We start from the raw sequence: 22,601 nt of genomic DNA, 5'->3' as shown, positions 1-22,601 counted from the left end.
TTATCCTCTTCCGGCTTAGGAAATGAAGGTTAATAAGTTCCTTCCATGAGGGCTGTCGCGACCTCGACAATAAGGCGAAAGTTTATTGTTTTCAGCGCCTTGCTGGATATGGAAAATTTTAGGGATTTTTCGACGAAGCGCTCAATGCGCTTCGTCCCAGTTCATCGCCGAACGGGCGTCGACCTTCAGCGGCACACGCATTTCGAGCGCCGGCATGGTGGCATTTTCCATTACCGATACGATGATCGGCATGGCCTTTTCGACGTCGGCATCCTCGACCTCGAAGATCAATTCGTCATGCACCTGCAACAGCATGCGCACGCGATCGCCAATCCCTGCTTCGGCCAATGCCGGCTCGATCTTGATCATCGCCCGGCGGATGATATCGGCAGCCGACCCCTGGATCGGCGCGTTGATCGCCGCGCGCTCGTTGAAGGCGCGCACCGAGGGATTGGAGGAGCGAATCTCCGGATAGTTGATTCGCCGGCCGAAGATCGTCTCCACATAGCCCTTGTCGCGGGCCATCTGCTTGCGGCTGTCCATGTAGTCGCGAATACCGGGGAAGCGCTCGAAGTAGCGCTTGATATAGTCCCCCGCCTCGGACCGCTCGATCGACAGCTGGTTGGCAAGGCCGAAGGCGGAGATGCCGTAGATGATGCCGAAGTTGATCGCCTTGGCGCGGCGGCGCACCTCCGACGGCATGCCTTCGACGGGAACACCGAACATCTCCGATGCCGTCATCGCGTGAATGTCGATCCCGTCGGCAAAGGCCTGTGTCAGCTGCGGGATCTCGGCGACGTGGGCAAGCACGCGCAGTTCGATCTGGCTGTAGTCGGCCGAAATCAGCTTGTGCCCCGGCGTCGAGATGAAGGCCGTGCGGATCTTGCGACCCTCGGCGGTGCGAACGGGGATGTTCTGCAGGTTCGGTTCCGACGAGGAGAGGCGCCCTGTTGTCGTCGACGCCAGCGAATAGGAGGTGTGCACCCGCTTCGTCTGCGGATGGACGTAGCCCGGCAGCGCATCGGTATAGGTCGATTTCAGCTTCGTCAGCTGGCGCCAGTCGACGATCTTGCGGGGGAGCTCGAAACCGGCGGCGGCAAGATCTTCCAGCACGCTTGCCGAGGTGGACCACTGGCCGGTTTTCGTCTTCGTGCCGCCCGTCAGTCCCATCTTGCCGAACAGGATGTCGCCAAGCTGCTTCGGCGAGCCGATCGTGAAGCGTTCGCCGGCAAGCTTGTAGATCTCGTCTTCAAGCCCGGCCGCACCCTGCGCCAGTTCGCCGGACAGGCGCGACAGAATCTGCCGGTCGACGGTAATACCGCGTTCTTCCATATGCGCGAGAACGGGTAGCAGCGGCCGCTCCAGTCGCTCGTAGATGGTCGTCAGCTTTTCCGCGGCCAGGCGCGGCTTCAGCACCATCCAGAGACGAAGGGTGATTTCCGCGTCTTCCGCTGCATAGTGGGTCGCCCGGTCGATGGAGACCAGATCGAAGGTAATGCTCGACTTACCGCTGCCGGCAACATCCTTGTAGGCGATCGGCGTATGGCCGAGGAATTTCTCCGATAGCGGATCCATGCCGTGAGCGCCCGTTCCGGCGTCGAGCACGTAGGAGATCAGCATCGTGTCGTCGAAGTTCTTCGTCTCGACGCCGTAGCGTTTCATCAGCAGGTAATCGTATTTGAGGTTCTGCGCGACCTTCAGGATGCTTTCGTCTTCCAGCAGCGCCTTGAGGCGGGGCAGGGCGTCGCGCATCGGAATCTGGTTGTCCGCCAGCCCGCCGCCGAGCAGATCGCCAATACCCGTCTTGTGGCCAAGCGGAATGTAGGCGGCGCGAATGCTGGTGCCGGTGGGGTTCTTGTCGTTGTCGGCGATCGCGAGCGAGAAACCGACAAGCTCCGCCTGCATCGCGTCGAGCGATGTCGTTTCCGTATCGAAGGCAACGAGGCCCTTGTCGCGGGCGTCGGCGATCCATGCGTCGAGCGTCGCGACATCGCGGATCGTCACGTAACCGGAGTGATCGAAGGGCAGGGTCGCGAAAGCCTCGGCGCGTGCCGCCGCCAGGTTGGCGGCCAGGAAGGTCCCCTGGGCACCGTTTGCCGTGGCCGGCACAGGCACGGATTCGCCCTCCACCTCGGGAATGCCGCCAGCGACGGGCTCGGGCTGCACCACGTCAAGATCGGGGCCATGGGCGTTGGCGCCCCATTCGACGGGAACGTCGACCGCCTCGATGACGCTGGCATCGCAGGCGCAGGCGTCGGCAACGCGGCGCGTCAGACTGGTAAACTGCATCGCCTTCAGGAAGCCGATCAGCTTCGGGCCGTTCTGCTGCTCCAGAACGAGGTCTTCGACGGCGAGTTCAAGCGGGACATCGGTGCGCAGCTTGACGAGTTCGCGCGACAGGCGCGCCTTGTCGGCGTTTTCGATGATCGTCTGGCGACGCTTCTCCTGCTTGATCTCGGTCGCGCGCTCGAGCAGCGTATCGAGATCACCATATTCGGCGAGCAACTGCGCCGCCGTCTTCGGCCCGATGCCCGGGATGCCAGGCACGTTATCGACGGAATCGCCGGTCATCGCCTGCAGGTCGATCATCTTCTCGGGTGGCACGCCCCACTTTTCGATCACGTCGGCAATGCCGATCTGCTTGTCCTTCATGCTGTCGTACATGTGGACATTGGGCGTGACGAGCTGCATCAGGTCCTTGTCGGAGGAGACGATCGTCACGTCGGCGCCGAGCGCTTCCGCCTGGCGGGCATAGGTTGCGATGATGTCGTCCGCTTCGAAGCCTTCGGTCTCGATGCACGGCAGGTTGAAGGCGCGCGTCGCGTGTCGGATCAGGCCGAACTGCGGGATGAGCTCCTCGGGCGGCGCCGAGCGGTTGGCCTTGTAGGCGTCATAGAGATCCTTGCGGAAGGTCTTCGACGAGTAGTCGAAGATAACAGCCAGGTGCGTCGGCGTGACGCCGACGGAGGTGTCGCGTGCATCCGTCAGCAGTTTCCACAGCATGTTGCAGAAACCCGAGACGGCGCCGACCGGCAAACCGTCGGATTTGCGCGTCAGCGGAGGGAGTGCGTGGAAAGCTCTGAAGATGAAACCGGAGCCGTCGACAAGGAAAAGATGATCGCCTTTTTTCATGCTGCCATCGATAGCGCGGCGACCCTGTCAGGTCTATATAAAGTTCCAGCGGAGAAAACATCTCGGCTCACCAAACTGTTACTAAAATGTAATAGTCAATTCCTAATCTTCCCTTGAAAAGCCACATTCGAGATCACAAATGATGACTACCGACGGTGATCTTTGATCGCGTCGAGGGTCTGATTGCCGGCTTGTCCCCCGCCGCGTCGGACTTGGACAAAGGCCTTATCCCCTCTCCGGGCCTTTGTCCCCATTTCAAGCCGCCATAGCCGACCTCCAGGCTATGGCGGCTTTGTTTTTCTGCTCTATCTCTCCCGTGACAACCATATGAAGCGATTTTGATGCATCGCATGCGATTTGTTGCATTGTTTCGGTCTGAGTTTTGCGCCTAATTGAAAAAATGGGATTTGATCGGATGGACTCGGGAGCCTATCTGGCTAGTCAACTGGCCAAGGGTTTTGCTCGTTCGCTGCAGCAGCGGGCGGGACGACTCGGCTTTTCTCCCGGGCAGTTTCCCATTTTGCTGGAACTCTGGGCCGAGGACGGGCTGACACAGAAGCAGCTGCTCGCAAGGGTCGATATCGAACAGGCGACAATGGCGAACACGCTCGCGCGCATGGAGCGCGACGGTCTCATCGAGCGCCGGCCGCACCCCTCCGACAAGCGTGCGCAGCTGGTCTTTCTCACGGAAAAGGCGAAAGGAATGCAGGGCGCCGCGGTCGAAGCTGCCCGCGAGGCGGATCTGGCGCTGTTTGACGGTTTCAAGGCCTTCGAGCGGGAGCTGACGCTCGAATATATCCGCCGTCTCCTCGAGAACGCCAAGAAGCTCTGAGCTTACACTTCATGCGGAGATCGCCTTTGGCGGCGTGCGTTCGTCGGAGTGGGCGGAAAGAAAACTCTCGCGTGCCGCCAGCTTGAGGCTGGGTTCTATATCCGGCTTTCCGAGAAGCAGTCCCTGCATTTGCCCGCATCCCTCGTCGATGACGATCTTGCGCTGCAATTCGGTTTCGACCCCCTCGGTGACCACCTGGATGCCGAGACTATGGCCGAGGCCGATGATCGCGCGAACGATCGAACGAGCCGCCGCGTCGTGCTCGAGCACGCCGGTAAAGCTTCTGTCGACCTTGATCTTGTCGAAGGGCAGGGCGCGCAGGTTTGAAAGCGAGGAAAAGCCGGTGCCGAAGTCATCCATGACGATGCGAACGCCGAGCTCGTGCAGCCGCATCAGGGTCGAGATTGTATTCGCCCGATCCCGCACGAAAGCCGCTTCGGTTATCTCCAGCTCCAGCCGCTGCGGCGCCAGCCCGGTTTCTTCCAGGATGGTCGCAAAACGCTCGTATAGGTTCGGCAGCATGAACTGGACAGGCGAGACGTTGACGGCGATCGAGAGCGGTTGCGGCCAGCGGGCAGCTTCCGTGCAGGCCTGGCGCATGACCCATTCGCCTAGCTGTACGATCGTCCCGCTCTCCTCCGCGATGGAAATGAAGACGTTCGGCTCGCTGATGCCATGCCCCGGCCGGTTCCAGCGCATCAGGGCCTCATAGCCGCTGACAGCATTCGTGGTGCTGTCGAGGATCGGCTGGTAGTTCACATAGAGCTGGTTGCGGCTGATCGCGTGCCGCAGTTCGGTTTCGATCTGGCGCCGCGCCCGAACGGCTGCATCCATCTCGGTATCGAAGAAGCAGGCCTTGCCGCGCCCCGCGTGTTTGGCCCGGTAGAGGGCTGTGTCCGCGTTGTCGGAGAGTTCCTCGACCGAGCGCCCGTCGGCGGGATAGATGGCAATGCCCATGCTGATGCCGACGGCAGTTGGATCACGCGTCACATCCATTTCGCCAGCCAGCGCTTCGAGGATGTCGCCGGCGAGCCGCTGCGCTGCCTCGGGCTGTTTCTTGCCTGCCTGAATGATCGCGAATTCATCGCCACCCAGCCGCGCGATCGTGGCGCTGTCGTCGGCGACGCGACGAAGAAGGGCGGCCACCTTGCAGAGGATACGGTCGCCTTCCGCATGCCCGAAGATGTCGTTCACGGCCTTGAAGCGATCGAGATCCATGAAGAAGACGGCAACCTGGCCACGCTTGCGTTGTGCCGCCTGCAGCGCATGCCGGATCCGCGTGTCGAAGAGTGACCGGTTCGGCAATCCCGTCAGCACGTCATGCTGGGCGAGATGCTCGATCATTTGCTGCGCGCGCTTGCGCTCCGTCAGGTCACGGACTACCAGCACCCGGCAGTTGCGGCCGCGGTACACCATCCTGCGAACAAGAACTTCGACCGGGAGCTCTGTCTCGTCCTTCGTCAGCAATTGCGTTTCGTGGTGGGTGGCCTCGCTAATCTCTCCCGGCAGAACCAGAACCGTATCCGGCTTGGCTCCAAGCAGGTCGGTAAGGCGGCAGCCGGTCATGGCGAGGATCTGCTCGTTGGCATCGACGATCACATCGCGGTGGAGGATCAGCAATCCTTCCATGGATGCGTTTGCAAGTCCGCGCAGATCGGTCAGGTAGCTCGCCAGAAGCGCCGCGCCGAGAGCGATGAGAATGAGGATGGTGGAGACCGCCATGACGATGGCGGCAAGTGTCTTCGTCTCGAGCACGGTCGCCGTGACGCTGCGTCCTGGAACTGGGACGAGCGTAATGCTGCTCATGGATATGAAATGCATCGCGGCGATGGCGCATACCATGGCGATGGCCGAGCACAGGAGCCGCTTGCCGCCCTTGAGGCGGCTGAACGAAAGAAACGCGCCGCTTGCAAGGATCGCACCCAGGCAGATCGCCACCAGTGTCGCGTAGGGATCGTAAATGATGTCGACGGGCGCTTCGATCGCCTGCATTCCCGTCAGGTGCATCGCGCCTATCCCAAGCGCCATGAGCACGCCGCCAGACGCAAAGGAGTATCCGCTCGTTCCTTCGGATGCGACAAGCATCGCCAGCAGGGAGATGCCGATCGACAGGACGACGGAGAGCACCGTCAGGCCGAGCCCGTAGGTGATCGGAAAGCCGCCGTCATAGGCCAGCATCGAGATGAAATGCGTCGCCCATATGCCGACGCCGCATGCGAAGGCCGACGCGATGATCCAGCGGCGTTGCTGGGCTCTGTCGCATTCCTGGGCGCGGAAAAGGAGGAGCATGGCAGCGACGTTGCCAACGAGGCAGACGATGACCGCCGCAACGATCAGGCGCCAGTCATGGTTGTCGCGAATACAGGTGAGTACGGAAAACATCAGTCACCTCGAACAACAGCTCACTCCTTAATTTAATGAGGTGATACTAAATAACTGTAAATTGCATTTTCCATTTTTGTGCCACTCGCATCGAGGGCGTTGGCATGCCGGCACCGGATTTTTCGTCTCGAAAGGGTCGGCGCTTTGTTCTATCTTCCCGGCGATTTTCCAAAGGAGTCGATAATGACGGAATTACAGACGGTCCTTGCCCGCGCGGACGAGAATTTGACATCGAGCCTAGACAAGCTCTTCGAGCTGCTGCGCATCAAGTCCATCTCGACGGACCCGGCTTATAAGGCTGAATGCCGCAAGGCGGCTGAATGGCTTGTGAGCTATCTGAACACGTTGGGTTTCGAGGCCTCCGTGCGCGATACACCCGGACATCCGATGGTGGTTGCACACCACGAAGGCGCAGACGCCGCTGCCCCGCATGTCCTGTTCTATGGCCATTATGACGTCCAGCCGGTCGATCCGATCGAACTTTGGGAAAACGATCCCTTCGAACCGTCGATCAAGGATGTCGGAAACGGCCGCAAGATCCTGACCGGACGCGGCACCGCGGACGACAAGGGCCAGCTGATGACCTTCGTCGAAGCCTGCCGCGCCTACAAGGAAGTCAATGGAGCACTCCCTTGCCGCATCACCATCCTGTTCGAAGGCGAGGAAGAATCGGGCTCGCCGTCGCTGAAGCCTTTCCTGCAGGCCAATGCCGATGAACTGAAGGCAGATTACGCGCTGGTTTGCGATACCAGCATGTGGGATCGCGATACGCCGGCCATCGCCGCGGCACTGCGCGGCCTAGTCGGTGAAGAGGTGGTCGTGACCGCCGCGGATCGCGATCTTCATTCCGGTCTCTTCGGCGGCGCGGCCGCAAATCCGATCCATATTCTTGTCGAAGCGCTTTCGGGCCTGCGCGACGAAACCGGGCGCGTGACGCTCGAGGGCTTTTACGATGGCGTCGAGGAGACGCCTGAGAACGTCAAGGCATCCTGGGAAACGCTTGGAAAAACGGCAGAGAGTTTCCTTGGCGAAGTTGGCCTCTCCGTGCCTTCGGGCGAGAAAGGCAGGTCCGTTCTCGAATTGACTTGGGCGCGGCCGACGGCGGAGGTCAACGGCATCTGGGGCGGATACACCGGCGAAGGCTTCAAGACCGTCATCGCGGCCAAGGCATCCGCCAAGGTCTCGTTCCGCCTCGTCGGAACGCAGAACCCCGACGCCGTTCGTGAAAGCTTCCGCGCCTTTGTCCGCTCGAAGATTCCGGCCGATTGCTCGGTCGAGTTTCATCCGCACGGCGGCTCGCCGGCGATCCATCTTTCCTACGATTCCCCTGTTTTGACGAAGGCGAAGACCGCGCTTTCCGACGAATGGCCGAAGCCCGCCGTCGTCATCGGCATGGGTGGGTCCATTCCGATCGTGGGCGACTTCCAGAAAATGCTGGGAATGGAATCGCTGCTCGTCGGTTTCGGCCTGAGTGATGACCGCATCCACTCGCCCAACGAAAAGTACGAGCTGGTCTCGTACCACAAGGGCATCCGCTCCTGGATCCGCATCCTGGAAGCGCTGGCGGCCTGAAAACAAAAAAGGCGTCTCGGCTTTCGCCGTGGACGCCTTAGAGAACAAAAAGGCCGGCAAAAACCGGCCTTTCGTCATTCGCTTCACTTCGATGCCAGTACATCCGTGGTCAAGGAGGAAGCGAATATTGCAGCCAGAGTGGCCGGAAAAGGTTAACGAATCGTTAACGGTACGGCCGGGCCTTCAATGGACATCGGCGACTATGAAAGCGCCTTCGGACATCCACCCGCTGCAATCCGTAGAACCATAGATCGGTATTACGATGGCAGGTTTCAAGGCCTGAAAGCAAATATTGCCGTTCAAGCTGCGTTCATCCGGCGCCGAATATAACCTATTGAAAGATATATGAATAGTTGTTGCAACGGCGCGCTTTGCGCCGCCGTTGGTGCGTGTCCTGAAGGGAGTGCAGCGTGAAACCGATGCTGATGAAAATAGCCGCCGTAGCGGCACTGGTGCTGGCACCGGCAATTGCCGAAGCCGCAGAGGGCTATGCCACTGCAAACGTCAACATGCGCGCCGGTCCAAGCACGCAATACCCCGCTGTTACGGTCATTCCGGCCGGTGAATCGGTCGAGATCCATGGATGTCTCGCCGACGTGCCGTGGTGCGATGTCGAGTTCTATGGCGGACGCGGCTGGGTAGCGGGCGCCTACGTGCAGGCGGTCTATCAGCAGCGCCGCGTATATGTCGGGCCGGACTATTATCGCCCGCTGGGCATTCCGACCGTCGTCTTCAGCGTCGGTAACTATTGGGATCGCTACTACCGCGATCGCAATTTCTACCATGAGCGGGATCGCTGGCGCCGCAACCCCGTCTACGATCGTCCACCTGTCGTTCCCGGCCGTGGCCCTGGTTATGACCGTGGCCCCGGTCCCAGGCCCGGTTATGATCGCGGCCCGGACCGGCGTCCCGATTTTGGTTCGCAACCCGACCGCCGTCCGAATTCGGACCGCGGTCCCGACCGGCGCCCCGATGCTCAGCCGCGTCCCGGCAATGGCAATGCGATCGGTCGTCCCGGTGGAAACCCTGATTTCGGGTCGCAGCCAGATCGTCGCCCGAACTCGGATCGCGGACCCGATCGTCGCCCCGACATGCAGGGACGCCCCGGCAACGGTCGTCCGCCGGAAGATCGCAACCGCAATCGCGACAATGTCCAGCGGCCTCCGCAGGGCGGGCGCGACGCGGGTCATGATCGCGGCAACCAGGATCGCCGCAGGCCTCCGGCTTGCGCACCCGGCGATCAGGCTTGCCGCGACAATCAGAGATAATGGACGAGGGCGGTCGCGAGGCCGCCCTTTTCTCACGCCTTCGCCCACGAAAAAGCCCGGGACTCTTGATGAGTCGCCGGGCCTAATTTTGATCGGACGTCTGAGGGGAGGCGGCCGATCCTGACGGAACTGAGGGTTGTTCCGTCCTCCTATAATCGCGTAGCGCCCTAATGGTTCCCTGCTACCAGACCGAAACTGTTCTTTCCCGGCCGGCGAGAAGATCGCGCATCTCGGCAAAAGGCCCGTGCAGCATTTTCAGGCGGCTCTCTTCCATCTTGCTGAGCCTGTATTGGCGCGCAAACTCCTGCACGCTCCATACTTCGCGCAGCTTGAATTCGTTCGTTTTTGCTGGGTCTATGCTCATCAGTGCCTACATATTGCGCTTGCTGCGCTATTCTTAGGCGCAATTCGGCTGGCTATATGTCAGATTTGTGACAACCGCAACGAATGGCAGCCATGCTAAAATAGCGTGGCTGTCGGGAGTGCAAAAAAGGCCCGGGCAATAAGCCGGGCCTTTGTATTCACTGTGAGCGGATGGATCTAACGCCAGTTATTATCATACCGGTCATAGCGATCCCAGCCCGGTGGCGGACGGCGGGGCCGGTCGTAACCCCAGCCGTAACGCGGCGGCGGACGGTCACCCCATCCGTAGGTGCGCTCGTAGCGCCAGCCATATCTCGGGGGTGGCGGTGGTCTCCAGTTCGGACGGCAATTGCCCCATTGGGTGATGTGGTAGCCGCGTCCGCATGCATAGTCGACAAGGACAGGCGCTTTGGCTGCGCCGGGCTCGATGGGCGCCATCGGCATTGCGTCGGCAATGGAAACGGCTGCTCCGCTTAGGGCAATCGCAATGGCGATTGTTGAAATACGCATCTCTGCACCTCTGTTCTGCAAGTCCCTTGCATGCGGATTAGAGAGTGCGCGGAGTGAATGGGAGCTGAACCAAAAATGGCATTGTTGGGGCAGCTCCCAGGCGCGCGAAACGCGGGAAAATAAAGGTTTGGAGCGTGCCTAACGAGTTCTTAACCCCCCCTTAAATCGCCGCATTTAAAGTTCAACCGGTAGAGAACCGCCCGCAGTGGGGCGGATGCTGCAAACATCGGGTTTGTTTGGCAAAAATGGAGCGCGACCGGTCCTAAATGGCAGGCAGAGGTAGATCACACGACAGAATCGAACCGTCCTTCAACGGCCGTGACAGCCGGGATGATGATGACGATTTCGCCCTCGACGCCGAAGATCGCGTCGCAGGTGGACGTTCGGTAAAGCGGTCAGCCTCCTCCAAGCCTTCGCGTTCCCGCCAGCCGGCAGGACGCAAGCGCCGTCCGTCCCCGCGCGAAAGCGGCGGCCTCTTCGGATTTATTCGCCGGATCGTCTATTGGTGCATCGTGCTCGGCATCTGGGCGGGGATTGGCGTGGCGGGCCTCGTCTTCTACTACGGCTCGCGCATGCCCAGTGCCAGCACCTGGGCCATCCCCGATCGTCCGCCGAACGTGAAGATCACGGCCGTGGACGGCAGCGTCATGGCCAACCGCGGCACGACCGGTGGCGAGGCGCTCGCGCTGGAAGACATGTCTCCGTATATCCCCGAGGCGATCGTTGCGATCGAGGACCGCCGTTTCTATTCGCACTTTGGCGTTGATCCGCTCGGCCTTGCGCGCGCCTTCGTCACCAATCTGACGACAGGTCACATGGTCCAGGGCGGCTCGACGCTGACGCAGCAGCTTGCCAAGAACCTGTTCCTGTCGCCGGATCGCACGCTTGAGCGCAAGGTGCAGGAAGTGCTGCTCGCTCTGTGGCTTGAGCAGAAGTACACCAAGGATCAGATCCTTGCGATGTATCTCAACCGCGTCTTCTTCGGCTCGAACGCCTATGGCGTGGAGGCAGCATCCCGTCGCTACTTCAACAAGTCGGCGCGCGATGTGAACCTGGGCGAAGCAGCGCTCCTCGCCGGTCTGGTCAAGGCTCCGTCGCGCCTGTCGCCAGCGCGTGATCCGGAAGCGGCCAATGCCCGCGCACAGGTGGTCCTGCAGGCCATGCGCGACCAGGGCTATGTCACCGACGACGAGGTCAAGACGGCCATGTCGCAGACGCCGGCCAAGGCAAAGCGCTACTGGTCTGGAGCCGGACACTACGTCGCCGATATGGTGATGGACGAGCTGCCGGGGCTGATCGGCGACGTGAAGGAAGACATCGTCGTCGATACGACGATCGACAAGACGCTCGAAAAGCGGGCGGAGCAGTCCCTGACGGATGTGCTCAACAAGGACGGAGCCAAGCTCGACGCGTCGCAGGCAGCCCTTGTCTCGATCGACGGCACCGGGGCGATCCGCGCTCTGGTCGGCGGTCGTGACTACGCCGACAGCCAGTTCAATCGCGCCGTCAAGGCCAAGCGCCAGCCGGGCTCCTCCTTCAAGCCATTCGTCTACGCCGCAGCGCTCGAAAAGGGTCTGACGCCATTTTCGGTGTTCAACGACGCGCCGATCCGGATCGGCGACTGGACGCCGGAAAACTACGAGAAGAAATACAATGGTCAGGTGACGCTCGCGACGGCGCTTGCGAAGTCGCTGAATACGGTTGCGGCGCAGCTGGTGATGTATGACGGCCCGGATCAGGTGATCAAGCTGGCGCATCGCCTCGGCATCGAATCGGAACTGCAGCCGAACGCATCGATTGCGCTTGGTACGTCAGAAGTATCGCTGATGGAGCTGACCGGCGCCTATGCGGCCTTCATGAACGGCGGATACAAGGCAACGCCGCACGTCATCCGCCGCGTGACGACCGCCGACGGCAGCAAGGTTCTCTACGAAAATACCTATGACAATCCGCCCCGCGTGTTGTCCGAGACGATCGCCGCGAACATGAACGCGATGATGATGGGCGTGATCGATCAGGGCACCGGTAAGAGCGCCAAGATCCCGGGCTGGCAGGCAGCCGGCAAGACCGGCACGACGCAGAATTCGCGCGACGCGCTTTTCGTCGGCTTCACCAGCAATCTGACGACGGGCGTCTGGTTCGGCAATGACGATGGCAAGCCGATGAAGAAGGTCACCGGCGGCGGCTTGCCGGCCAAGGCCTGGCAGACATTCATGGTCGCCGCCCACAAGGGGCTGTCGCCTGCTCCACTGTTCGGCAGCGGCCAGTTCATGGCCGATCCGGTCAGCCCGGGCAATGCCGATCAGCCGATGGCGTCGGCCGAGCCCGGCATGCAGCAACCCGGCATGCAGCAGCCGGTCGAAGAACCAAGCACGATCGGCAGCATCATATCGGGTGTTTTCGGCGGATCCAGCGAGGCGGAAAGTCGCTATCCACAGGCGCCAAGCCGGCCTGCGCGGCAGCAGCTTGCGCCGGTCGGCAGAGGTCCTGTCCCGCCATCGGACGTTGCTGAAGATGGCCGCTACGGCTATGGCGACGCCGTTCCGCCGGGCGAGGTCGGCGATACGCTGGAGGGCCCCGTCGAGCGTCCGCGCCGCACGACTTTGCTTGACCTGATCATGGGCCAATAGCGCCGTGGTCGGCTAAGAAAAAATGCGGCTTTCCTGAGGCTGTGAAAATTAATCGGCCTAGGCTCTTTTTGCTGGTTTTCAGGCTATTCTCTGCCTTGCAGTCACGAAAACCGCTCCTTATATACGCCGCATCACCGCAATCACGATTGCGTTAATCTTAAAGACCAATCCCGTAAGGGGCTGTCAGGGAAATGCCTTACCGGGGTTCCGACAGCTTGCTTCAAGGAGAGAATGACATGGCAAAAGTAATTGGTATCGACCTCGGAACGACAAATTCCTGCGTCGCTGTCATGGACGGCAAGGACGCGAAGGTCATTGAGAACGCCGAAGGTGCGCGCACGACGCCTTCGATCGTAGCATTTTCCGAAGATGGCGAACGCCTCGTCGGTCAGCCGGCCAAGCGCCAGGCAGTTACCAACCCCACGGATACGCTGTTCGCAGTGAAGCGCCTCATCGGCCGCCGCTACGACGATCCGACGGTTGAAAAGGACAAGGCACTCGTGCCTTTCGAGATCACCAAGGGTGACAACGGCGACGCCTGGGTCAAGGCCCGCGGCACCGGCTATTCGCCTGCCCAGATCTCCGCGATGATCCTTCAGAAGATGAAGGAAACCGCTGAATCCTACCTCGGTGAAAAGGTCGAAAAGGCTGTCATCACCGTTCCGGCTTACTTCAACGACGCACAGCGCCAGGCAACCAAGGATGCCGGCAAGATCGCTGGCCTCGAAGTTCTCCGCATTATCAACGAGCCGACCGCTGCCGCGCTCGCTTACGGTCTCGACAAGAAGGACGGCAAGACCATCGCCGTTTACGACTTGGGTGGCGGTACCTTCGATATTTCGATCCTCGAGATCGGCGACGGCGTCTTCGAAGTGAAGTCCACCAACGGCGATACCTTCCTCGGTGGTGAAGACTTCGACATGCGCCTGGTCGAATACCTCGTTGCCGAGTTCAAGAAGGACAACGGCATCGACCTCAAGGGCGACAAGCTTGCTCTGCAGCGCCTCAAGGAAGCTGCCGAAAAGGCCAAGATCGAACTCTCGTCTTCGCAGCAGACCGAAATCAACCTGCCGTTCATCACGGCCGATGCAACCGGTCCGAAGCACCTGACGCTGAAGCTGACCCGCGCCAAGCTCGAAAGCCTGGTCGACGATCTGATCCAGCGCACCATCGCGCCGTGCAAGGCAGCCCTCAAGGATGCCGGCGTCACCCCTGCTGAGATCGACGAAGTCGTTCTGGTCGGTGGCATGAGCCGCATGCCGAAGGTGCAGGAAGTCGTCAAGCAGCTGTTCGGCAAGGAGCCTCACAAGGGCGTCAACCCGGATGAAGTCGTAGCCCTCGGCGCAGCCATCCAGGCCGGCGTTCTCCAGGGCGACGTCAAGGACGTTCTGCTCCTCGACGTAACCCCGCTGTCTCTCGGCATCGAAACGCTGGGCGGCGTCTTCACCCGTCTGATCGAGCGTAACACCACGATCCCGACGAAGAAGTCGCAGACCTTCTCGACCGCCGACGACAACCAGCAGGCCGTCACCATCCGCGTTTCGCAGGGCGAGCGCGAAATGGCTGCCGACAACAAGCTGCTCGGCCAGTTCGACCTCGTTGGCCTGCCGCCGGCACCGCGTGGCGTTCCGCAGATCGAAGTCACCTTCGATATCGACGCCAACGGCATCGTACAGGTTTCGGCCAAGGACAAGGGCACCGGCAAGGAACAACAGATCCGCATCCAGGCATCTGGTGGTCTCTCCGACGCCGACATCGAGAAGATGGTCAAGGACGCCGAAGCCAATGCTGAAGCCGACAAGAAGCGTCGCGAAGGCGTCGAAGCCAAGAACCAGGCTGAAAGCCTGATCCACTCCAGCGAGAAGTCGCTGAAGGATTACGGCGACAAGGTCACCGAGGCCGACCGCACGGCGATTTCCGATGCGATCGCAGCGCTGAAGTCTGCAACCGAAGCGTCTGAGCCTGATGCTGAAGACATCAAGGCAAAGACCCAGACCCTCATGGAAGTCTCCATGAAGCTCGGTCAGGCGATCTACGAAGCGCAGCAGGCTGAAGGTGGTGCGGCAGACGCATCGGCTGAAGCCGGCGATGACAATGTCGTCGATGCCGACTACGAAGAAGTCAAGGACGACGACCGCAAGAAGTCCGCATAAGCTGGGCGAAACGGTCACGTTTGAAACTGACATTCCGGCTGCTCACCATGGCAGCCGGAAATCCATTTCCGGGGTCTGATCCTTAATGGCAAAAGCCGATTTTTACGAAACGCTGGGTGTCGCCAAGACGGCGGATGAAAAAGAGCTGAAGAGCGCTTTCCGCAAGCTGGCGATGAAATACCATCCGGACAAGAATCCCGATGATCATACCGCCGAGCAGAAGTTCAAGGAAATCAACGAAGCCTACGAGACGCTGAAGGACCCGCAGAAGCGGGCTGCCTACGACCGTTACGGCCACGCTGCCTTCGAGCATGGCGGCATGGGCGGCGGTGGCGGCGGCTTTGCCGGCGGTGGTTTCTCCGACATCTTCGAAGACATCTTCGGCGAGATGATGGGCGGCGGCCGGCAGCGGCAGCGCTCGTCTGGCGGTCGCGAGCGCGGCGCCGATCTTCGCTACAACATGGAAATCTCGCTGGAGGAATCCTTCTCCGGCAAGACGGCGCAGATCAGGGTTCCGACCTCGATCACCTGCGACGCCTGTTCCGGTTCGGGCGCCAAGCCCGGCACCCAGCCGAAGACCTGCGGCACCTGCCAGGGCTCCGGCCGCGTGCGCGCCGCCCAGGGCTTCTTCTCCATCGAGCGCACCTGCCCGACTTGCCATGGCCGCGGCCAGATCATTCCCGACCCCTGCACGAAATGCCACGGCCAGGGCCGTGTTACCGAGGAGCGTTCGCTCTCGGTCAACATTCCGGCTGGCATCGAGGACGGCACCCGCATTCGCCTGCAGGGCGAAGGCGAGGCCGGTACCCGCGGTGGACCGGCGGGCGACCTCTATATCTTCCTGTCGGTGAAGCCGCATGAGTTCTATCAGCGTGACGGAGCCGATCTCTATTGCTCGATCCCGATCTCGATGACGACGGCCGCGCTCGGCGGTACGTTCGATGTCGCGACCCTCGACGGTACGAAGTCGCGCGTCACCGTGCCGGAAGGCACGCAGGCCGGCAAGCAGTTCCGCCTGAAGGGCAAGGGGATGCCGGTGCTGCGTTCACCGCAGACGGGCGATCTCTACATCCAGATCCAGATCGAGACACCGCAGAAGCTCACCAAGCGCCAGCGCGAGCTTCTTCAGGAGTTCGAGGAACTGTCTTCCAAGGAAAACAATCCAGAATCGACCGGTTTCTTTGCTCGAATGAAAGAGTTCTTCGAGAACTGATCCTTCGATTTCAGGTCTTTTTCCGAAAGCCCGGTTGCCCGTCAACCGGGCTTTTCTGTTCTTAAGCGGTTGCACTGCGGGAACAGGCTCGACTTTTGCGTCTTTATTCGCTTTATTACTTAATTGCTAATTACGTTCGGCCGGGCATCTTAAAGAAGACTAGACCTGCGTCCGTGTTTTTGTCAGCCAGTGCCGAGGTCACCTTGGAACGCCGTCTCGCAGCCATCTTAGCAGCAGATATCGTAGGCTACAGCCGTCTGATGGGCTCAGACGAGTCGGGCACGCTTGCCGCCGTCAAGCGTTGCCGCGAGGAGTTGATCGACCCGAAGATCGCAGCTCACAAGGGCCGGATCGTCAAGCTGACAGGCGACGGGATGCTCGTCGAATTCTCCAGCATCGTCAATGCGGTAGCCTGCGCCGACGAGGTGCAGCGAGCGATGGCGGAGCGCAATGGCTTGGTCGAGGACCCGCGCCGCATAGAGTTTCGCATCGGTATCCATCTGGGGGACGTTCTGGTCGAGGATGGCGATATCTTCGGGGACGGCGTCAATCTCGCCGCGCGTCTGGAGGGGATCGCCGAGCCTGGCGGGATCGCGATTTCGGCGTCCGCCAGAGACCATGTCGGCGGAAGGCTCGATGTCGTGTTCCAGGACAAGGGCGAGCATTCCCTGAAGAACATCGCGCGCCCGGTGAGGGTATACGCCGTCGCACCAAGGCGCGCATTGCCGCTGAAGGTGCATGAAGCGGCGCTCAGCGCGGCAAAGGAGAAGCACAAGCAACTGGTCGCCGTCCTGCCCTTCACCAACATGAGCGGCGATTCCGAACAGGAATATTTCTCCGACGGCATCACTGAGGACATCATTACCGACCTGTCAAAGATCTCGAACCTTTATGTCGTCGCCCGCAACACGGCCTTCACCTACAAGGGCAAATCCGTGCAGGTGAAGCAGGTAGCTGCCGAGTTGGGCGTCAATTTCATTCTGGAAGGCAGCGTCCGCAAGGTCGGCCAGCGGGTGCGCATAACAGGACAGCTGATCGATGCTAAGAACGGTGGGCACGTCTGGGCCGACCGGTTCGACCGCGAGTTGACCGACATCTTCGCGATCCAGGACGAGATCACCCACGCGATCGTCGCTCAGCTTAAGATCAAGCTTCTGCCGGAGGAAAAGCAGGCAATCGCCAGCGAGCCCACCAACAGCGTCGAAGCCTACACCTACTATTTGCGCGGCCGCCAGTTTTCCAACACCTGGACGCGGCCTTACCTGCTGATGGCACGGCGTATGTTCACGACCGCGGTTGCGCTCGATCCGCAATATGCCCGTGCCTATGCCGGCATCGCCGATTGCGAATCCGCTCTGCGTGACTGGCATGCCGGCGAATACACGTTGCAGGGCATCCTGAACCTGACCGCCAAGGCGCTGGCGCTCGATCCGCATCTTGCCGAGGCCCATGCCTCGCGCGGCCTCGCGCTGCATCAGGACGGGCGGGACGACGAGGCGCTGGTGGAGTTCGACAAGGCGCTCTCGCTCGAACCCGATCTCTATGAGGTGAACTTCCACTACGGCCGCTTCATGTTCATGCAGGGCAAGTTCCAGCGCGCCATCAACTTCTTCACCAGAGCCTCGGAAATCCATCCGGACGACTATCTCTCGCCGATCCACTTGATCAGCGCCTGCCGCTCCCTTGGTTTCAAGAAGGAGCGGGAGAACTGGGCGCGTGTCGCTCTGGAGCGCGCTGAACGTGCGCTCGAGCGTCATCCGGAAAACTCCGGCCCCGCCCACCGCGGCGCGCTCGCGCTGGCGCATATGGGCGACAAGGAGCGGGCCAAGGAATGGATCAGGCGCGCCCAGGCCATCGATCCCGACGATATCGTCGCGCAGTACAACGCTGCCTGCGTGTATGCGCTGCTGGATGAGCGGGACACGGCGCTCGACATTCTCGAGTCGCTGTTGCCGCAGTCCTCCTGCTACCAAATCCTCTGGTTCAAGCACGACTCCGACCTGGATTCAGTTCGAAATCATCCTCGTTTCCGCAAGATGCTGGATGCGATCGAGGCGTGCTCCCTGTCTCTCGATAGCCTCACGCGCGTGGCTTCCGAGTAAAGCGTCTGCAATCTGCTCCATATTGAAACAGCACGCTCGTCGGTTCTGTCTTGTGTTAACGCAGGTCGTTGATCGCGCTTTGCAGCGGCGGCGAATCTATTCATGATGGCTGCAGGGGAATATTCTAACTGAGGGCAACTTCCATGACGGTAGCAAGCACCTTCCAGTCTGACGATGACGATGTACTCGCAGGCGCTCTTTACGCTTGGTGCGCCGAGCGCAACATCAAGATTCGCAGCCAGCAGGGCCTTTCGATTGCTAGCATCGCAATTGATTTGTACCACGCCGGTCACCAGACCCAGGACGACCTCTTGGTCGCTCTGCACGAGCGCGAATTGCACTGATATCGCAGCCCGCTGGGCGCGTTAAGCGAACGCTTCTCCGTTCATCAGCGTCAGGATCGTCTTGACGGCCTCCTTGCCGGCGGCTGAACTCAGCCGGTCGTAGTGGACAGCGAGCTCATAGGCTTCGGCGCTGAGCCCCGGCCGCGCGGATGCGTCCGTCGTGTTTGCGCCTTCGAACAGGGCTGAAATCTCGACGCCGAGAAAAACCGCGATCTGGTGCAGCTTGCTGGCCGATACGCGGTTGGTTCCTTTTTCGTATTTCTGTATCTGCTGAAAGGTGAGGCCCAACGCCTCGCCCAATTCCAGCTGCGATATGCGTCGCTTTGCCCGAAGCGCCCTGACATTCTGGCCAACAATCATATCCACCGGATCTGGCACGTCGGTTTCCCCCATAGACGTCTAGTTTCGACAATACTATGCCCGCGTTTTTATATATCTCAACCCGGCAGTTGCAAAATTCAACCCGATTTTCGCAAGAATTCAGGCAAGATTCTCTCGCTTTTTGCTGGGATGTAGACCTTAGCGTGCGCCCAGGTATACATGCCAGTTAAGGGGGGTGTCGGCGTTTCTATTGTAAGCCTATTCGGCCGGACGCGAGGCGAGTCGGAAGATACTTGCGGCCTTGACCGCCGGCAGGCGTGCTCATAAATTAGAATAATTCTAAAAATGAGGATGCCATGTTCAATAGATTTTTCAGATCGTCGAAACGCCCTTTTACGTCGCTCTCCGAACAGGAGATCCTTGCGCTGGCAATCGCGTCGGAGGAAGAGGATGCGCGCATCTATCTCGCCTACGCTGATCGCCTGAGGGCCGACTATCCGGCATCCGCCAAGGTGTTCGAAGAGATGGCCGAGGTCGAGGACACCCACCGCCAGTCTCTAATCGCCATTTATCGCGAGCGTTTCGGCGAACGCATCGTTCTTATCCGCCGCGAGCACGTCAGCGGTTTCTACGAGCGGCGGCCGGACTGGTTGGCCCGCAATCTGTCGTTGGAGACGATCCGGGCCGAGGCCGAGGCCATGGAGCAGCAGGCCTATCGGTTCTATGTCGAGGCGACCGGTCGCGTCTCCGATGCGCGGACACGCCAGCTGCTTGGCGACCTTGCGCTTGCGGAGCAGGGGCATGGGGACATCACCCGCATGTTAGGCGAAAAGCACCTGCCCGAGGATGCACGCGCGGAAGAGGATCAGACGGTTCGCCGGCAGTTTGTCCTGACCTATGTGCAGCCCGGTCTGGCTGGTCTCATGGACGGCTCCGTCTCGACACTCGCGCCGATCTTCGCCGCCGCGTTTGCGACCCAGGATACCTGGCAGACGTTCCTCGTCGGCATGTCGGCCTCGGTCGGTGCAGGTATTTCCATGGGCTTTACCGAAGCCGCCCATGACGACGGAAAGATCTCCGGACGCGGCTCCCCGATCAAGCGCGGGCTTGCCTGCGGCCTCATGACGGCGCTGGGCGGCCTCGGGCACACCCTGCCGTATCTGATCCCGAATTTCTGGACGGCGACCACCATGGCCGTGATTATCGCGATCTTCGAGCTGTGGGCGATCGCGTTCATTCAGAACCGCTATATGGAAACGCCGTTCCTGCGCGCGGCGTTTCAGGTTGTCGTCGGCGGCGGACTGGTGCTTGGCGCCGGCATCCTGATTGGCAATTCCTGATCCGGAAACGAAAAAGGCCGGCGATAAGCCGGCCTCTCAATTCCGCGTTGTGCGCTGTGACTACTTCAGAGCGCCGACCAGGACGTCGCGGCCATTCTCGATGGTGACCCAGCGGCCGGCATTGTAGCTCGACTGGCGCTTGATGAAGGAATAGCTCGTCTCGAACCATGGTTTGACGGTGGAAGCGAGGTTGTCGAGGATGAAATCGCCCTGCGTCGTGCGCAGTGTCAGAACCGCATGGCCCTCGCCATCGGGCTTGCGAACGACGGTCATGAGAAGATTAGCCGGCGAAAAGCCGCGCTGAATGAGGATGCGACGCTTGAGTAGTGCGAAATCCTCGCAATCGCCTGCCGTCGTGGGGTAGGCCCAGACCTCGTCCTTGCCGTAGATTTCCTTGTCGGTCATCGGCGTGATGGTGTTGTTGACCATCGAGTTGACAGAACGAACGAGCGCCCATTTGGCGTCCGACATTTCGGCGACCGCCGCGTTGCGATTGGCGCCGCACTCGCTGCGATGGGTCTGACAGAATTCGTAATGGCCGATCGGCTGCGAGGTCGACGCGCCCGTTACCATCGAAACATTGTTGGCCGGCGCCGGTGTTGCGGCTGTCGACATCGCAAACACAGCCGTCATGGCTACCAGGAAACCCTTGATCTGCACGCCCGCTCTTCCTTGCACCGCCCCTGAATTCTTAACAAAAAGTTAACGGAGAGAGGCTCGGAGAGTCAATCGTTACTTCTGCTAGGGTCGGCGCAACTCGCAGACATGGTTAAAATGCGTTAGGATTTGGGACAGGACCGCGTCCCCAAGGCGCGGCCTGTCCGTGGTTTGCCTAGTGGATCAGCGCTTTGACGGCGGCAACCATCCGCTCGATATCTTCCGGACGGGAGAGCCGATGGTCGCCATCGCGGATAAAGGTCAGCACGACATCGTCGGCGGGAAGGTGCTCGATGAGCGTCATCGCGTGCTGGTAGGGCACGTCGGGATCCTTCATGCCCTGCAGGATATGGACGGGGCAGCCGGTCTCTATGATGCCCTTGAGCACGCGGTTCTCACGACCGTCCTCGATGAGCGCGCGCGTGTAGATATTGGGCTCCGGGCTATAGGCGGAGCGCTCCTCGAAATAGCCCCGTTCGGCCAGGGAGGACTGCTCTGCCGGCGTGAGATGAGGTTCGATCAGCTCCGACGTGAAATCGGGCGCAGGCGCGATCAGCACGATGCCGTCGAGTTTCGGTGCGTTCGCAAGCTTGGCAAGCTCCTGCACCAGCCGCAAAGCGATCCAGCCGCCCATGGACGAGCCGACGAGAACGATGCGCTCTGGCCTGACGTGCAGGATGACGGCAAGCGCCTCCTCCAGCCAGCGCGAAATGGTCCCATCGACGAAGTTCCCGCCGGACAGGCCGTGGCCGGAATAATCGAAGCGCACGCAGGCAAGGCCGCTCTCGGCGGCCAGCCTGTCGATCTCCACCGCCTTGGTGCCGCTCATGTCGGAGCGGTATCCCGACAGCCAGACCAGCGCCGGGCCGGTCGCGCCCGCTGCCTGCGGACGGACGACGTAGGCGATCTCGCGAGCAGCGTCGGCGGATCCGACGGTCAGGAACTGATGATCGATGGCGGGATTTGCGTCAGACATGGCGGAACTCCGTTTGTTTAGTGGCTATAAAACAGATTCTTGACAGGCTGACAGCAGGTGATTTTTCCGCTAAAGCGTGCTAATGACTTGGTTGCAGCGATGGCGAAACTCGGTCGTCTTCCTTATATAGAGGCGATCCGCTGCAGCAATCCGAAACAACGCGAGGAGAGTACGACCATTCGCAGACCTTTCAAGAACGACGCGCCCGTAAAGGAAGGGCCGCGCTCGAACAGGGAAATTCGCATTCCCAAAGTTCAGCTCATCGATGCTGAAGGACAGAATCTAGGCGTCGTGGCGACCGACCAGGCCCTGAGAATGGCTGAAGAAGCCGGCCTCGACCTGGTGGAGATTTCCCCCAACGCCGAACCGCCTGTGTGCAAGATCCTCGATCTGGGCAAGCTGAAATACGCCAACCAGAAGAAGGCCGCCGAGGCGCGCAAGAAGCAGAAGATCGTCGAAGTCAAAGAAATCAAGATGCGCCCGAACATCGACACCCATGACTATGAGGTGAAGATGAAGGCGATGGGTCGTTTCTTCGAGGAAGGCGACAAGGTCAAGGTGACCCTGAAGTTCCGCGGCCGCGAAATGGCTCACCAGGAACTGGGCATGAAGCTTTTGCAGCAGGTCAAGGCCGATACCCTGGAATATGCCAAGGTCGAAGCCGAGCCGAAGCTCGAAGGCCGCCAGATGATGATGGTGCTTGCACCGAAATAAGATGTCGGAACAGGGCGCATCGCCGCCGTTCGTATCAAAGCCGTCCGAAAGGGCGGCTTTTGTATTTCCGGGTTGTCCCGTCAATCTGACAG

At 60.5% G+C, this 22,601-nt stretch carries 17 protein-coding genes; 10 read left to right on the top strand and 7 right to left on the bottom strand.

The annotated features are described in order from the left end of the window. Positions 1 to 141: 141 nt before the first annotated feature. On the bottom strand, positions 142 to 3,132 hold the full coding sequence (polA, locus tag A6U87_RS09405) for a DNA polymerase I (protein WP_065690996.1): 2,991 nt from the start codon (positions 3,130 to 3,132) through the stop codon (positions 142 to 144). Positions 3,133 to 3,547: 415 nt separating this feature from the next. Between polA and A6U87_RS09400 the strand changes: the two genes are divergently transcribed. After that, positions 3,548 to 3,964 (top strand): MarR family winged helix-turn-helix transcriptional regulator, encoded by a 417-nt coding sequence (locus A6U87_RS09400; RefSeq protein WP_065690995.1) that lies wholly within the window; start codon positions 3,548 to 3,550, stop codon positions 3,962 to 3,964. Between the two features lie 9 nt (positions 3,965 to 3,973). Here the strand turns inward: A6U87_RS09400 and A6U87_RS09395 are convergent, their stop codons facing one another. Next, entirely contained in the window at positions 3,974 to 6,346 is a 2,373-nt protein-coding gene (locus A6U87_RS09395; RefSeq protein ID WP_065690994.1) for an EAL domain-containing protein, read from the bottom strand. Between the two features lie 183 nt (positions 6,347 to 6,529). Between A6U87_RS09395 and A6U87_RS09390 the strand changes: the two genes are divergently transcribed. Both A6U87_RS09390 and A6U87_RS09385 read left to right on the top strand, forming a co-directional pair. After that, a complete protein-coding gene (locus A6U87_RS09390; RefSeq protein ID WP_065691099.1) occupies positions 6,530 to 7,918 on the top strand; it encodes a dipeptidase in 1,389 nt (462 codons plus the stop codon). A 419-nt stretch (positions 7,919 to 8,337) separates the two neighbouring features. Continuing rightward, the gene (locus A6U87_RS09385; protein WP_244499460.1) at positions 8,338 to 9,186 is read left to right on the top strand and encodes an SH3 domain-containing protein; all 849 of its coding nucleotides are present in this window, start codon (positions 8,338 to 8,340) and stop codon (positions 9,184 to 9,186) included. A 181-nt stretch (positions 9,187 to 9,367) separates the two neighbouring features. Here A6U87_RS09385 and A6U87_RS09380 read toward each other — a convergent pair whose 3' ends face one another. Both A6U87_RS09380 and A6U87_RS29225 read right to left on the bottom strand, forming a co-directional pair. Further along, positions 9,368 to 9,550 (bottom strand): hypothetical protein, encoded by a 183-nt coding sequence (locus tag A6U87_RS09380; RefSeq protein ID WP_065690992.1) that lies wholly within the window; start codon positions 9,548 to 9,550, stop codon positions 9,368 to 9,370. Between the two features lie 176 nt (positions 9,551 to 9,726). Further along, the gene (locus A6U87_RS29225) at positions 9,727 to 10,059 is read right to left on the bottom strand and encodes a GCG_CRPN prefix-to-repeats domain-containing protein (RefSeq protein WP_083199333.1); all 333 of its coding nucleotides are present in this window, start codon (positions 10,057 to 10,059) and stop codon (positions 9,727 to 9,729) included. 266 nt (positions 10,060 to 10,325) lie between these two features. On the opposite strand from A6U87_RS29225, the gene A6U87_RS09375 reads away from it, so the two are divergent. From A6U87_RS09375 to A6U87_RS09355, 5 genes are all read left to right on the top strand, one after another. Then, positions 10,326 to 12,689 (top strand): transglycosylase domain-containing protein, encoded by a 2,364-nt coding sequence (locus tag A6U87_RS09375; RefSeq protein WP_065690991.1) that lies wholly within the window; start codon positions 10,326 to 10,328, stop codon positions 12,687 to 12,689. 236 nt (positions 12,690 to 12,925) lie between these two features. Further along, positions 12,926 to 14,842, top strand: a complete 1,917-nt coding sequence (gene dnaK, locus A6U87_RS09370; RefSeq protein WP_065690990.1) for a molecular chaperone DnaK — start codon at positions 12,926 to 12,928, stop codon at positions 14,840 to 14,842. Positions 14,843 to 14,927: 85 nt separating this feature from the next. Continuing rightward, positions 14,928 to 16,055 (top strand): molecular chaperone DnaJ, encoded by a 1,128-nt coding sequence (gene dnaJ, locus A6U87_RS09365; RefSeq protein ID WP_065690989.1) that lies wholly within the window; start codon positions 14,928 to 14,930, stop codon positions 16,053 to 16,055. Positions 16,056 to 16,258: 203 nt separating this feature from the next. After that, a complete protein-coding gene (locus A6U87_RS09360; RefSeq protein ID WP_065690988.1) occupies positions 16,259 to 18,157 on the top strand; it encodes a tetratricopeptide repeat protein in 1,899 nt (632 codons plus the stop codon). 143 nt (positions 18,158 to 18,300) lie between these two features. Further along, the gene (locus A6U87_RS09355; protein ID WP_065690987.1) at positions 18,301 to 18,501 is read left to right on the top strand and encodes a hypothetical protein; all 201 of its coding nucleotides are present in this window, start codon (positions 18,301 to 18,303) and stop codon (positions 18,499 to 18,501) included. Between the two features lie 21 nt (positions 18,502 to 18,522). Here A6U87_RS09355 and A6U87_RS09350 read toward each other — a convergent pair whose 3' ends face one another. Next, positions 18,523 to 18,879, bottom strand: a complete 357-nt coding sequence (locus A6U87_RS09350) for a helix-turn-helix domain-containing protein (RefSeq protein WP_065691098.1) — start codon at positions 18,877 to 18,879, stop codon at positions 18,523 to 18,525. 299 nt (positions 18,880 to 19,178) lie between these two features. On the opposite strand from A6U87_RS09350, the gene mbfA reads away from it, so the two are divergent. After that, positions 19,179 to 20,162, top strand: a complete 984-nt coding sequence (gene mbfA, locus A6U87_RS09345; RefSeq protein WP_065690986.1) for an iron exporter MbfA — start codon at positions 19,179 to 19,181, stop codon at positions 20,160 to 20,162. Between the two features lie 60 nt (positions 20,163 to 20,222). On the opposite strand, the gene A6U87_RS09340 is transcribed toward mbfA, so the two are convergent. Both A6U87_RS09340 and A6U87_RS09335 read right to left on the bottom strand, forming a co-directional pair. Then, positions 20,223 to 20,822: a transglutaminase-like cysteine peptidase gene (locus tag A6U87_RS09340; protein ID WP_065690985.1), complete on the bottom strand. Its 600-nt coding sequence runs from the start codon at positions 20,820 to 20,822 to the stop codon at positions 20,223 to 20,225. Positions 20,823 to 20,994: 172 nt separating this feature from the next. Beyond that, complete coding sequence (locus A6U87_RS09335; RefSeq protein WP_065690984.1) at positions 20,995 to 21,795, bottom strand: carboxylesterase; 801 nt, start codon at positions 21,793 to 21,795, stop codon at positions 20,995 to 20,997. A gap of 177 nt (positions 21,796 to 21,972) precedes the next feature. Here A6U87_RS09335 and infC point away from each other — a divergent pair, with 177 nt between their 5' ends. Then, positions 21,973 to 22,509, top strand: coding sequence for a translation initiation factor IF-3 (infC, locus tag A6U87_RS09330; protein WP_065691097.1), 537 nt, complete (start codon positions 21,973 to 21,975; stop codon positions 22,507 to 22,509). Positions 22,510 to 22,601 lie beyond the last annotated feature (92 nt).

The organism is Rhizobium sp. AC44/96, from assembly GCF_001692185.1.
Lineage (GTDB): Bacteria > Pseudomonadota > Alphaproteobacteria > Rhizobiales > Rhizobiaceae > Rhizobium.
Note: the sequence above shows the minus strand (reverse complement) of the source record. Positions and strands in the feature narration are given on the sequence as shown.

Bases quoted from the DNA above. Each gene is read 5' to 3' on its own strand.
- A6U87_RS09395 (WP_065690994.1), bottom strand. From the start codon at position 6,346: ATGTTTTCCGTACTCACCTGTATTCGCGACAACCATGACTGGCGCCTG.
- A6U87_RS09335 (WP_065690984.1), bottom strand. From the start codon at position 21,795: ATGTCTGACGCAAATCCCGCCATCGATCATCAGTTCCTGACCGTCGGA.
- polA (WP_065690996.1), bottom strand. From the start codon at position 3,132: ATGAAAAAAGGCGATCATCTTTTCCTTGTCGACGGCTCCGGTTTCATC.
- A6U87_RS09355 (WP_065690987.1), top strand. From the start codon at position 18,301: ATGACGGTAGCAAGCACCTTCCAGTCTGACGATGACGATGTACTCGCA.
- mbfA (WP_065690986.1), top strand. From the start codon at position 19,179: ATGTTCAATAGATTTTTCAGATCGTCGAAACGCCCTTTTACGTCGCTC.
- dnaK (WP_065690990.1), top strand. From the start codon at position 12,926: ATGGCAAAAGTAATTGGTATCGACCTCGGAACGACAAATTCCTGCGTC.
- dnaJ (WP_065690989.1), top strand. From the start codon at position 14,928: ATGGCAAAAGCCGATTTTTACGAAACGCTGGGTGTCGCCAAGACGGCG.
- A6U87_RS29225 (WP_083199333.1), bottom strand. From the start codon at position 10,059: ATGCGTATTTCAACAATCGCCATTGCGATTGCCCTAAGCGGAGCAGCC.
- A6U87_RS09375 (WP_065690991.1), top strand. From the start codon at position 10,326: ATGGCAGGCAGAGGTAGATCACACGACAGAATCGAACCGTCCTTCAAC.
- A6U87_RS09400 (WP_065690995.1), top strand. From the start codon at position 3,548: ATGGACTCGGGAGCCTATCTGGCTAGTCAACTGGCCAAGGGTTTTGCT.
- A6U87_RS09390 (WP_065691099.1), top strand. From the start codon at position 6,530: ATGACGGAATTACAGACGGTCCTTGCCCGCGCGGACGAGAATTTGACA.
- A6U87_RS09385 (WP_244499460.1), top strand. From the start codon at position 8,338: ATGCTGATGAAAATAGCCGCCGTAGCGGCACTGGTGCTGGCACCGGCA.
- A6U87_RS09380 (WP_065690992.1), bottom strand. From the start codon at position 9,550: ATGAGCATAGACCCAGCAAAAACGAACGAATTCAAGCTGCGCGAAGTA.